This window comes from Methanospirillum hungatei (assembly GCF_020216685.1).
Classification (GTDB): domain Archaea; phylum Halobacteriota; class Methanomicrobia; order Methanomicrobiales; family Methanospirillaceae; genus Methanospirillum; species Methanospirillum hungatei_B.
In genome coordinates, this window is the sequence record NZ_JAIWNS010000168.1 from 1 (window position 1) to 11,464 (window position 11,464).

The following is an 11,464-nucleotide window of genomic DNA, read 5'->3' on the forward strand; positions in this document are numbered from 1 at the left end:
GAAATCTCTGTTATGTCAGGATATGTGATGGCTCTATTGACCGGTTTGCCCTGTCCACCGCGTCGTTCTGTAACTGGATGGCACTCGAGCATGCCGTTCTGGGAAATATCGTCCCTGATTTCCCGGTTATAAATAAGAGTATGAACCTCTCGTATGCAGGGACCGATCTGTGAGGATGAATATGAATATTCTCTCATTTTTACTCAAAAAACCAAAGGATGTCCTGGCATACACCCCGGACAGTGCTTTTGAATCAGCCGGAGTGATGCTCAAAGCGGAGATTGACCGGGTATTCGGGCATAGTATCGCGATCAGAGAGGTTGACTGTGGCAGTGATAATGCTGCAGAGATTGAACTTGCAAACCTCTCCGCTCCACACTATGATGTCGAACGGTTTGGGATAACCTTTGTAGCCTCGCCCCGGCATGCGGACATCCTTGCCGTCACCGGTGTGGTGACTCATGGGATGAAGGAGGCACTGATAAAGACCTACGAAGCAACTCCAGAACCAAAATTTGTCATTGCAGTCGGTGATGATGCCTGTACCGGCGGCATGTATATTGGAACCTATGCCGTCGTCGGTCCGGTGGATGCCGTGATCCCGGTTGACCTGAAGATCCCGGGAAATCCTCCGACACCGGCAGCCATCCTGGAAGGACTCCTGACGTTGATGAATGTGGCGAAAAAAAGATAATTTATTTTTTTATTTTCACATTCAAAAAAATTTAATTCATTTATTAAAGCGTCTCTTCGGGATTTCAGACTGCTTTCTTCCCCGTTTTGCAACAAGTCTGATTCTCCCTATCTGTGCACCGTTCAGGACATCGATGACCTCCTTGACTGAGGGTTCGGGGACATCAATATAGGTGGCTGTCTGACCGATCCTGATATTACCGATATCATTCTGGATGTTCCTGCCACTGTTTCTGACTATCTGCAGAATATCCCTGACCAGAATGCCGTCCTGCCTTCCTGCTGAAAGTCTGACGACTGCCTGTTCTCCCAGGTACTTCAGAAGATCATCCTCTTTTTCGGTTGCAATGCCTGCTGCAATCATCAGAAGAGAGGTTGCAAGAGCGACAGGGTCGGCACCTTCGGCAAGTTTCTCTTCTATCATCGGCCGACAGAACGTGAGGTCTCCGGTCTTCATCAGGGCATCGGCATCGGCAAGGGTGGTCGTCGCCTTCTTCCCGCCTATCTCACGAAGGGTCGGGATAGGGAGTGGTTCAGGCTCTGCACGGGTGCTCCGTCTGACATCCCGAAGTCTGTACCGCTCACGGGGGCTGACAAAGCTGATGGCACGACCGGTACGTCCTGCCCGTGCCGTTCTCCCAATCCGGTGTACATAATACTCATCATCCTGGGGGAAGTCAAAGTTACAGACAAGGTCTATCTCTTCAACATCAATCCCACGGGCAGCAACATCGGTGGCGATCAGGATCTCAAGCTGCCCCTTTCTGAATGCATTCATGACTTTGTCACGCTGGGCCTGTGCCATACCGCCATGCAGTCCGTCGGCAAGGAACCCTTCTGCCTTAAGGGCGCTGGATACGGCGTCAACGGCAATCTGGGTATTACAAAAGATGATGGTCCGCTGAGGTTGGTAAAATTCAAGAACTCTGATGAGCGTATCTGCTTTTGCCGGTTCCCTGACTTCGATATAGTATTGTTCGATCTGCGGGACCGTCAGTTCCTGGTGGACCATCTTGACATCGATGGGGTTTTTCTGGAAACGTCGGGAGATATCAAGGATTTCAGGAGGGAACGTTGCAGAGAGGATCACGGTCTGTCGTTCTTTTGGAATATGGGATAAAATCTCTTCGATATCTTCGCGAAAACCCATATCCAGCATCTGGTCTGCCTCATCAAGGACAACAAGGGAGACCGCATCAAGAAGGAGTGTCTTTCTTTTGATATGATCAATAACCCGCCCAGGTGTTCCAATGACTATCTGGACACCTCTTGACAAGGCCTTAATCTGTCGTTCAATAGGCTGGCCCCCGTACACAGGCAGGATTGATATCCCCTTTTTATGCATTGCCAGTTTATTGAGTTCTGTTCCTACCTGCACCGCCAGTTCTCTGCTTGGACAGAGGACAATTGTCTGAACGTTCCGGTTAGCAGGCTGGCAGAGTTCGATTGCAGGGATACCAAACGCGGCAGTCTTACCAGTTCCGGTATATGCCTGTCCTGCTACATCATTGCCGGCGAGAATTAATGGGATAACCTCTTGCTGTATTGGGGTTGGTTCTTCATATCCGATATCACGGATGGCTTTAATGATTCCAGGTGAAAGCTGGAGGTCTGAAAAAGAAGGTATTTCCATCGCATATTCTGCGTGTCATGGGGATATAAGCATAATGGTTTTGCTCTGAAAAACCTGGGTCTTAAACCGATATTATCCCGCCGCTTTTTACCGGCTCTGGGATGTCGCGGAAAAATATACAGAAATGTGTTACTTTTCAGAGCAGGGTAATCAGCATCGCAACAACCCACGGAATAATGAGGTTGTCATCGACGGGACTTAGGAGCTCGACACATCCGGCAACAAGTGAGATGAGCACCGCATACATCGGGGGCGAAATAAACAAGAGCAGGGCCGCCGTGATAATGACACCTCCAAGGAACCCTTCAAGGGTCTTTTTCTTCCATATCCGGTGCGTTCCAAACCGAATACCAAAGATTGTTGAAAATCCGTCCAGCACGGCAAGGACTGCAACCGATACGGCAGCGACAACCGGTGGGAAGAACATCAACGTTACGAGGGCACTGAATACAAAGAAGAATGCTCCCTTCCCAGGAAACTCTCCTTCACGCTCCATATGGTGAATGAGTGTGCTGATAAGCGGGATGGTATATCCTTTCATGCACAGGTCAATGAGGATAAGACCGATGTACAGGGAAAATCCGATGATCATGGCGGCATGATATGTCGGGAATATAAGGATTACACCGGCAACAAGGAGTCCGAATAACAGATGGGATGTCTTGCGCAGGTACTCATTCATACGTACAGGATGTCTGCGAACATCTTAAGGTGATCCCTGTCCGGGGGTTCCCCCGGTAGGGAAAAAAGGCTGGTTTTGCGAAAAATGTGGGGATGATTACTCATCCTTGAATATGTTGATATAGATGGAATCGGTTCCGGTTGCATCAAGCCGGGCCCGCTCTGCCTTCTCCTCAACAAATGCGTGGATTGGCGGAGTCATGTCAATACCCGGTGTGTGCTTGAACTGCTTCTCAATCTCAACCTGCTGGGAGTGCATGAAGAGTGCATTCCGGATATCCATCGAACAGAGTTCCTCACACTGACCACAGTTGATACAGGAGTCAGAGATGTGTGCGAACCTGATCAGGTGGAACATAAAGCCTGGCGGGAGCTGTCCCGGAGTGATATACCAGGGCTTCTTGGTTGAACACTCAACACAGTAACAGATCGGACAGTTCTCTACACAGGCATAACACTTGATACACTTTGATGTCTCGTCCATCAGGAGTTTTAAGCGGTCCTTGCCTTTGCCGAGTGATGCAAAGTCTTTCTCACGCCACTCGTCACCGAGTTTGAGCATGGCCTTCTCAACCTTGCCACGGATCTCGATACCCTTTGGATCGGCTGCGGCAACTTCGACAGCACCCTTTGCCTGTGCATCGGAGAGGAGCTTTGCACCCTTCTCTGAACAGACTTCGATAAAGGTTGCCTTTCCTGCCTTGTCACCAATGACTCCCCAGTTACCGCATGCAAGATCTGCCTGGCGGGGGATTTTCATCTTACAGCGGCGGCAGTTGGACCGGCGTCCGAACCCTTCTTCTTCAAGTTCATCAATCTTGATTCCCTTGTGTCCGCCTTCGTACTCGATGATGAACTGACCCTTGTCGATCTCTTCCTTGTGAACGGTGTCAGGGTCAACGCCGAACTTCTCAGCGATCATCTTCCGGGCACCAACCGGGCTTACCGATCCACCACAGTTGACCCCGATCATGACGATATTGTCAAGGTTCACCTGGTTTCTCTTTGCAAGCTCGTAAAAGGCCATGACGTCACAACCCTTGCAGGTTACGGCGATCTTCATGCCCTTTGCACCGTCGGCATAGTTCTTTAAGATCTTTGGAAGCAGGAGCGTTCCACAGTGCAGGGACCCTGCGGTGGATGCTACCTCTGCCGGATCGGTGATGAATGCCGGAACTGCATCATAGATATCCTGGCCTTTTCTGACGGCGAGGACCGCGTCTACAAACTTACTTTCCAGTGCATATTTGAGGAGTGCAGTGACTGCTCCACCGCATTCTCCCTTCTCGAGGATCTCTTTGTCTTTTGCCCAGACATAGCTCATATCGCCTTTTGCTGCCATGTTCAGGCCTCCTGTATCTTCTCAACGCGAACCGCACAAGCCTTGGACTCCGGAATCTTTGCGATCGGGTCAAGTGCATTGATGGTCAGCATGTTTGCGGCACATTCGACGTAGTGGAATGGAATGAACATGACACCTGGCTTTATATTGTCAGTGACACGTGCAGTGATGGTGATCTCACCACGGCGGGTCTTTGCCTTGACCAGTTCCTTGTCCTTGATGCCAAGTTTCTGTGCGTCACCGGTGTTGATCTCAATCCATCCGGTTGGCTCTTCACGCTCAAGGTCAACAGACCTGCGGGTCATGGTTCCGGTGTGCCACTGCCAGATGGAACGTCCGGTGGTCAGGACATAGGGGTACTCTTCGTCCGGAACTTCTACCGGCCACTTGAACGGAATTGCGGTCATAAGACCCTTGCCGTCCGGCATACCAAACTTCTCGCCATGGAGAATCGGGGTTCCGGGGTGTTCCTTGGTCGGGCAGGGCCAGTGGAGTGCTTCAGGCCGGTTCAGACGCTCGTAGGTCATTCCTGCGTAGGACGGGGTGAGTGATGCCATCTCGTTGAAGACTTCTTCTGAGGTCTTCCATGGGAACTGGGCTCCATATCCCATTGCTGCTGCGATGGATGCGATGATCTCCCAGTCACCTTTTGCCTCTCCTGGCGGATCCTGTGCTTTTCTCCACATCTGGACACGGCGTTCGGTGGAGGTCTGGGTTCCGTCCTTCTCTGCATAACAGGCTGCCGGCAGAACGACATCTGCAAACTCAGCCGTCTCGTTCAGGAAGATATCCTGGACAACCAGGAAGTCAAGGGTCTTGAGTGCATGCTCGACGTGGGTCAGGTCAGGGTCTGATATCATCGGGTTCTCACCCATGATGTAGAGACACTTGATCTCTCCAGGCTTTTCGGTCAGAACGTTCATAAGCGTGGTGACTTCGTACCCGTTCTCACCTTTTGCAATGCCGTCAGGGAACTTCCATGCATCTGCGAACTTCTTCTGGGCTGCCTCATCAATGACCTTCTGGTATGCGGTGTAGACAACCGGCAGACATCCCATGTCACAGGCACCCTGCACATTGTTCTGTCCACGAAGTGCGTTCACACCGGTTCCCGGCCGGCCGAGGTTTCCGGTCAGCATCTGCAGGTTACCAACAGACTTGACGTTGTCAACTCCGGTGGTGTGCTGGGTGATACCCATGGAGTAGAGGATTGCAGTTGCTCCGGACTTTGCAATCCATTCTGCTGCAGTCTTTATCTGATCTACTGGAACCCCGGTGATAGATGATACATTCTCAAGGCTGTATTCGTCCTTCATGACCTCTTTCTTGAGTTCATCAAAGCCGTTGCAGCGTTTCTCAATGAAGTCCTTTGCTTCCCATCCGTTTCTGATGATCTCCTGCATCAAACCGTTAAAGAGGGCAACATCAGTTCCGGATCTGAACTGCAGGTATAGGTCTGCCTGCTTTCCGGTTGCGGTCAGACGTGGGTCGGCATAGATGAATTTGGCACCTTTTGCCTTTGCCTGCATGACACGGCGTCCGATAAGCGGGTGGCATTCAAAGGTGTTTGAACCGATGATGAAGACACACTTTGACTCGGCGATATCACCGATGGAGTTGGTCATTGCACCGGATCCAAAGATGTTTGCAAGACCTGCGACTGTGGATGCATGGCAGAGACGGGCACAGTGATCAATGTGCTTGGTCTTGAGGACACCACGGGCAAACTTCATCATGGCGTAGTTGTCTTCGTTGGAGACACGTGCTGATGCAAGACAGGCACATTCATCAGGTTTGTAGGATTTGAACTTCTCTGCGATGAGCTTGAGTGCCTCATCCCAGGTTGCTTCTACAAACTTTCCATCCTTCTTAATCAGTGGTTTTGTCAGTCGGTCCGGAGCGTTGATGAATTCATGCGCATAGGTCCCTTTCGGGCAGAGCTTTCCTTCATTCACCGGAGAGCGGTGGTAGGGAGCAGTGCCTACAACCTTTCCGTCCTTTACCACGAGGTTAAAAGAACACCCGGTACCGCAGTACGGGCATGTAGTCTGGACATACTTGAGATCCATTACGATTCCTCGGTAACAAAAGGTTCTGGATTGGGACTATTAAGTCTTGTGAAAAAATTCTCATTTTTGGTGATTAGAAGTGGGACACTTCCACAAGAAGTTCTGGTGCCGGGAAAACCGGACCTGATCGGTAAAACAAGTCCTGCTAATTACCTGTGTTTGTCAACGATGAAGAAAAATGGTTCAGAGAATGGAAAAAACAGGGCGCACTGAAAGGTTCACTTTTTCTTTCTGCTTTTATCAGCAGAGGATGATGAACTCTTCTCACGGGATCCGGTCACCCGGATGTCCACACCATTGACGATCGGATCACCATAGAAGATGTATCTTCTGATGACCTGTCCGTACACCTCAACAATGTCTCCTTTATTGATGTCATTTCGGGGGCTGGTAAACATCTTTACCGTGGTAACACCGGTCCGGTCGCCAATGATGAAATGGGGCCGGTTTAATGATCTGAATCTGACTTCTTCTACAAGCCCTTCGATTTTGATGGGCTTTGATACCATGGATTCGTTGATCTCACGGATCTTTACTTCCTTTGCAGAAGTCTCATACATCGGTATAAGGTCCGAATACTGACTTTGCGAGAGGTACGTCAGACCCATGGGAATGAGAAGAAGACAAATTAATGTCGGAATTCCCCAGATGAGCATACTGGTATCTCCGGTGGAGAATACATAGATAGAAATCAGGACCAGAAAAAATGCGAAGACAAGGATGTGCAGGATTGACGGTCGTATCTTTCTTGGAAGAAACTGCATAAAAAAAGAAGGGTGTGTAATTACTCAAGTGCTTCGATCTCTTTCTTGAAGGCGATCCAGTAGAGGACACCAACAAAGAGCAGACCGCCGACGATGTTTCCAATGGTGACAACGATAATGTTGTTTGTCCACATCGTAACCCAGTTCAGTGTCGCAAGTTTCTCTGCAGTAATGGTTGCGACCTGTTCTGCGTTCAGGTATCCTGCCGTCATGATACCGGCGGGGATGAAGTACATGTTGGCAACACAGTGTTCAAATCCGGTTGAGACGAAAGCCATGATCGGGAACCAGATTCCGAAAAATTTACCAACTGCGTCATCTGCACAGATACCAAGCAGGATAGCGAGGTTAACAAGCCAGTTACATCCGATACCCTTCAGGAATGAAGCCCAGATGCCTGCCATTCCAACATAACTGACCTTTGCAATACCGATATTTACTGCCCGTAATCCAAAGGCGTTCACGGTTGCAAGTCCTGCGGCATTCCAAGTGACAAACGGTCCGTTTGCCATGATGTATGCATAAAAGATAGAACCGATAAGATTTCCGATATATACCCAGATCCAGAGGTTCAGGACTTTTGCCCAGCTGATCTTGTGGACGAATGCTGCGAGAGGTGCAAGCATTGCGTCACCGGTAAAGAGCTCTGCACCGGTAAGGACGGTGATAATAAGCCCGACAGGGAACACTGCTCCCAGAATGAGCTGACCAAACCCAGCTCCTAGGTTGTCTGCGACTGCAGTAGAACAGACGGTGGCGAGGGCACCTCCCATTGCGATATATGCCCCGGACATGAATCCACGGATGATCATGTTCCACCATTCTAGGCCGGCTTTATACTTTCCAGCGCCCGCTCCCTTGGCGATTATTTGTACGGGTGGATGAAATACCATAGTTAGTTACACCTTCACAGAGTCTGCCTGATTCAAGGCCACACAACACGCCTTGCAGGCTTAAACATTAAGTATTTTGTGATAGTATTAAACACTTTTGAAAATAATCACGAACTGAACTGCTCAATTTTCTAAAAAATGTCCAAGGAAAAGGAATTTTTTTACTATCGTACCAGATGTGACACCCTCAACGGTGATTGACGGATGGCCTCTGTGATCATAATCCGCACAATTCATCATCCAGTCCGTCACAGGATAAGGATGATGAATATCGCCGATATTTTTCCTATCCGGAACCTGACCGTGCTCCAAAAGGTTTTATGCGTCCTGTCACTTGTCATTCCCTGGGCAGGAATTGTTTTTTCATTTCTCCTGCATTCCATGGGCATAATTGAAAATGAAGGGAGCTTTATCTGGGGCTGCGTTCTTGGTTCGTGCGTGCTGGCTGCTCTTGCGCTTCTGTTTGAAAAAAAGGATATTGTCTCTATTATGACTCCTATTTACGCATTAATCATCTTTTTCAGCATGGAAATTCCATGGACCATCTTTCTGCAGGTCCTGTACTCATGTACGCTGACTATACTCCTCTGGCGACTCCTCACCAGGTTTCAAACATCAGATCCAATGCGTCATGCTTAAACACCGGACAGGCTGATTGTACTATCCTGTAGATGCGTCGCCAACCGTTTATCTCCCCGATTATTGCGGACCTGGTCTATCAGGCGGTAACAGGAGTTTCGGGGGTACAGTTTACCGACCCCCTTCCCTGTCCGAACTGTATGGGCATGGTGATCAGCCATGATATGAAACCACGGCGGTTTTCGACGGTGTATTCTCCTGATGGGGAGATCCATATCTATGTGTATGTCAAGCGCTTTCATTGTCGGGACTGTGGTCAGCTCTGCTATGCCAAAGCGCCATTTTATGAAAAAAGCAGGTTTGGATCACCGATTGTGGATCTCTGCCTCTCTCTCTCGGAGGACCATACCTTCTCCCATGCGGCAGCTCTGATGAACCGGATGGGGATAGTCATAAACCGGGGGACGGTCAGGAAGACGGTGCAGACTCATTCCCATGAAGTCCGGTCCACCGATCTCTTTGGGATGAAGCTTCCGGACTCCGTGCTGGCCTTGTCAACCCTTGTAACAACGGCAGATCCATCGCAGCCGATTCGGGGTTGTGATGTGCTTCATGCCTGCAGAATAGATACCGGAGACGTGTCCGAAGGTCACCTGGTATCAGATCGAATTCACAACCATTATTGGTCTGACAGATGACCTCTTTGTGAGGAACCGTAATGGAACTGAACGGTGTACCAATTGATAACACATTTGCTGAAGGATTTCCAATATGGGTATCACGGGTAATAATAACCGGAGTGACCCGCGAATGGGCAATGACCGCCGCAATGGAGGCTACCGGGTTTGCAACCTCTGCAATTGGCTGCCCCTGTGAGGCAGGTATTGAAGGATATGTCAGTGCAGACGAGACTCCTGACGGGCGTCCGGGTGTATCCATTCTGATCTGTGCCTCAAAGAAGAAAGTTCCTGAACAGGTCATGGAGCGTATTGCCGAGTGTGTCCTTACTGCAGCAACAACCTCTGTCTTTAATGGCATGCCTGATGCAGAAGAGAAGTTCGATATCAAGATTCACTTCTTTGGAGACAAGTTTGAATCCAAGGTGGAGGTTGGCGGACGGCAGTGCTGGAAGATCCCAATCATGGAAGGAGACTATGTTGGTGAAGAAGTCTTTGGCATGGTCAAGGGTGTCGCCGGCGGGAACTTCTTTGTCATGGCCGACAACCAGATGACTGCCCTTATGGGAGCAAAGGCAGCTGCTGATGCAATTTTTGAAGTAAAAGGGACCATCACCAGCTTCGCAGGCGGTATTGTTGCGTCCGGATCCAAAGTCGGATCAAAGAACTACAAGTTCCCGATTCCGGCAACGACCAATGAGCAGTACTGCCCGACCATCCGTGAGAAGGTTCCGGATACCAAGGTCCCAGAGGGTGTCAAATCCATCTATGAGATCGTCATCAATGGTGTGGATGAGGCATCAGTCAAGAAGGCAATGGCAGCAGGTATCAAGGCTGCAGTCAAAGTTCCGGGTGTTTCGTTCATCAGTGCCGGAAACTACGAAGGAAAGCTTGGACCATTCCAGTTTAAACTGGCAGAACTCTTCTGACCAATATCTTTTTTAACCAATTCACCAGTATTATTACTTACCCTCAGGAGGGTTACTTATGAAACTGGAAGAATATAAGAAGATTTTACTTGCAGCGATCGACAAGGAAGTTGATGCGTATGCTTTTTACATCTCGCTTTCAGAAAAAGTCAAAGATCCGGCTTTGAAGGGAACGTTCAAAGAACTTGCCCAGGAGGAGACTTATCACCGGAAAACTCTCCAGGAATATTTAAGTGGAGCCAGGAAAGAGCTCAAATTTGATGAGGTCAAGGATTACCACATTTCAGACACCATCGAAAAGCCGAAACCATCCATGGACTTAAAGCCCCTTGAAGGTCTTCAGGTTGCAATCAAGCGGGAAGAAGAAGCAATGCAGATGTACGAGCAGTTTGCCGCTGCAAGCACGGATGCAGATCAGAAGAAGACGTTTGAAGAGCTGGCAAAGATGGAGCGCGGTCACAAAGCCCGCCTTGAAGATATATACACCAACAGTGCCTTTTCAGAGGCCTGGTAATCAATTTTATTTTTCAATCATTTCCTGCTTTGGAACGCTTGTAATACTCCTGTCACCAAACCGGTGAGGTAAAGCGATAGGAACACGATATATTCTACCGGGATAGGAGTGAATGAAGGCGACCAAGGCATCGGTCTGGGACTTATTTAACGGGGCAAAACAATACAAGGTCCCGCTGTTTCAGCGCCCGTACGTATGGTCACGACAACAGTGGGAGCAGTTATGGGCGGATATCAGGGAACAATATGCTCTCCGTACCGGACCGGAGAAATCGCCTGCCCGGTTCCTGGGTTCTATCGTTGTGGTCAGGGAGTATGAAAAAAACCTTGATAAATATGTCATCATAGACGGCCAGCAGCGGATTACCACCGTTAGCATCATACTCGCCGTTATCAGAGCATTTGCACGAGAGAAAGGGCTGCATGAGCTCTATGATCAGATATCTGATTTTTTAAAGAACGCACCAAAGAGCGGGGAAGGACAGTATGTTGTCATCCCGACCAGGGTCGATAAAAACGCGCTGTTCCATATTTTTGATGAAGACTATGTTTTTGATCAGGATTCAGGGATAGTTGAGTGTTTTGACTATTACTGGTGGCAACTTGACCGGTTTTCCGGGATGGATCTGCATCTTTTGCAGGAAGTGATTACAGAGGATCTCTGTGTGGTCTATATCGAGCTTGATGAGGG

12 protein-coding genes are annotated in these 11,464 nt (G+C 49.3%); 6 read left to right on the forward strand and 6 right to left on the reverse strand.

What is annotated here, in order from left to right:
* The first annotated feature begins 181 nt into the window (after positions 1-181).
* Positions 182-694 carry an NADH-quinone oxidoreductase subunit B family protein gene (locus LDL35_RS10590; protein ID WP_304022306.1) on the forward strand — a complete coding sequence of 171 codons (513 nt, stop codon included), beginning with the start codon at positions 182-184 and terminating at the stop codon, positions 692-694.
* 36 nt (positions 695-730) lie between these two features.
* Here LDL35_RS10590 and LDL35_RS10595 read toward each other — a convergent pair whose 3' ends face one another.
* The 6 genes from LDL35_RS10595 to LDL35_RS10620 all read right to left on the reverse strand — a co-directional run bounded on the left by LDL35_RS10595 (position 731) and on the right by LDL35_RS10620 (position 8,075).
* Entirely contained in the window at positions 731-2,326 is a 1,596-nt protein-coding gene (locus tag LDL35_RS10595) for a DEAD/DEAH box helicase (protein ID WP_304022307.1), read from the reverse strand.
* Positions 2,327-2,462: 136 nt separating this feature from the next.
* A complete protein-coding gene (locus tag LDL35_RS10600; RefSeq protein WP_304022308.1) occupies positions 2,463-3,008 on the reverse strand; it encodes a hypothetical protein in 546 nt (181 codons plus the stop codon).
* Positions 3,009-3,104: 96 nt separating this feature from the next.
* On the reverse strand, positions 3,105-4,349 hold the full coding sequence (locus tag LDL35_RS10605; RefSeq protein WP_304022309.1) for a Coenzyme F420 hydrogenase/dehydrogenase, beta subunit C-terminal domain: 1,245 nt from the start codon (positions 4,347-4,349) through the stop codon (positions 3,105-3,107).
* A gap of 2 nt (positions 4,350-4,351) precedes the next feature.
* Complete coding sequence (fdhF, locus tag LDL35_RS10610; RefSeq protein ID WP_304022310.1) at positions 4,352-6,418, reverse strand: formate dehydrogenase subunit alpha; 2,067 nt, start codon at positions 6,416-6,418, stop codon at positions 4,352-4,354.
* Between the two features lie 218 nt (positions 6,419-6,636).
* Positions 6,637-7,182, reverse strand: coding sequence for a nucleotide-binding protein (locus LDL35_RS10615; protein ID WP_304022311.1), 546 nt, complete (start codon positions 7,180-7,182; stop codon positions 6,637-6,639).
* Positions 7,183-7,202: 20 nt separating this feature from the next.
* Entirely contained in the window at positions 7,203-8,075 is an 873-nt protein-coding gene (locus LDL35_RS10620; protein ID WP_304022312.1) for a formate/nitrite transporter family protein, read from the reverse strand.
* Between the two features lie 261 nt (positions 8,076-8,336).
* On the opposite strand from LDL35_RS10620, the gene LDL35_RS10625 reads away from it, so the two are divergent.
* The 5 genes from LDL35_RS10625 to LDL35_RS10645 form a co-directional block, all read left to right on the forward strand.
* Positions 8,337-8,714: a hypothetical protein gene (locus LDL35_RS10625; protein ID WP_304022313.1), complete on the forward strand. Its 378-nt coding sequence runs from the start codon at positions 8,337-8,339 to the stop codon at positions 8,712-8,714.
* Positions 8,715-8,746: 32 nt separating this feature from the next.
* Positions 8,747-9,352 (forward strand): hypothetical protein, encoded by a 606-nt coding sequence (locus tag LDL35_RS10630; protein ID WP_304022314.1) that lies wholly within the window; start codon positions 8,747-8,749, stop codon positions 9,350-9,352.
* Positions 9,353-9,372: 20 nt separating this feature from the next.
* The gene (fhcD, locus tag LDL35_RS10635; RefSeq protein WP_304022315.1) at positions 9,373-10,260 is read left to right on the forward strand and encodes a formylmethanofuran--tetrahydromethanopterin N-formyltransferase; all 888 of its coding nucleotides are present in this window, start codon (positions 9,373-9,375) and stop codon (positions 10,258-10,260) included.
* Between the two features lie 58 nt (positions 10,261-10,318).
* On the forward strand, positions 10,319-10,774 hold the full coding sequence (locus LDL35_RS10640; RefSeq protein WP_304022316.1) for a ferritin family protein: 456 nt from the start codon (positions 10,319-10,321) through the stop codon (positions 10,772-10,774).
* A 112-nt stretch (positions 10,775-10,886) separates the two neighbouring features.
* A partial coding sequence (locus tag LDL35_RS10645) for a DUF262 domain-containing protein (RefSeq protein ID WP_304022317.1) occupies positions 10,887-11,464 on the forward strand: 578 nt, incomplete at its 3' end.

What these genes read in the sequence shown, in the direction of transcription:
- LDL35_RS10590 (WP_304022306.1), top strand. Translation starts at nt 182, where the DNA reads ATGAATATTCTCTCATTTTTACTCAAAAAACCAAAGGATGTCCTGGCA.
- LDL35_RS10595 (WP_304022307.1), bottom strand. Translation starts at nt 2,326, where the DNA reads ATGGAAATACCTTCTTTTTCAGACCTCCAGCTTTCACCTGGAATCATT.
- LDL35_RS10600 (WP_304022308.1), bottom strand. Translation starts at nt 3,008, where the DNA reads ATGAATGAGTACCTGCGCAAGACATCCCATCTGTTATTCGGACTCCTT.
- LDL35_RS10605 (WP_304022309.1), bottom strand. Translation starts at nt 4,349, where the DNA reads ATGGCAGCAAAAGGCGATATGAGCTATGTCTGGGCAAAAGACAAAGAG.
- fdhF (WP_304022310.1), bottom strand. Translation starts at nt 6,418, where the DNA reads ATGGATCTCAAGTATGTCCAGACTACATGCCCGTACTGCGGTACCGGG.
- LDL35_RS10615 (WP_304022311.1), bottom strand. Translation starts at nt 7,182, where the DNA reads ATGCAGTTTCTTCCAAGAAAGATACGACCGTCAATCCTGCACATCCTT.
- LDL35_RS10620 (WP_304022312.1), bottom strand. Translation starts at nt 8,075, where the DNA reads ATGGTATTTCATCCACCCGTACAAATAATCGCCAAGGGAGCGGGCGCT.
- LDL35_RS10625 (WP_304022313.1), top strand. Translation starts at nt 8,337, where the DNA reads ATGATGAATATCGCCGATATTTTTCCTATCCGGAACCTGACCGTGCTC.
- LDL35_RS10630 (WP_304022314.1), top strand. Translation starts at nt 8,747, where the DNA reads ATGCGTCGCCAACCGTTTATCTCCCCGATTATTGCGGACCTGGTCTAT.
- fhcD (WP_304022315.1), top strand. Translation starts at nt 9,373, where the DNA reads ATGGAACTGAACGGTGTACCAATTGATAACACATTTGCTGAAGGATTT.
- LDL35_RS10640 (WP_304022316.1), top strand. Translation starts at nt 10,319, where the DNA reads ATGAAACTGGAAGAATATAAGAAGATTTTACTTGCAGCGATCGACAAG.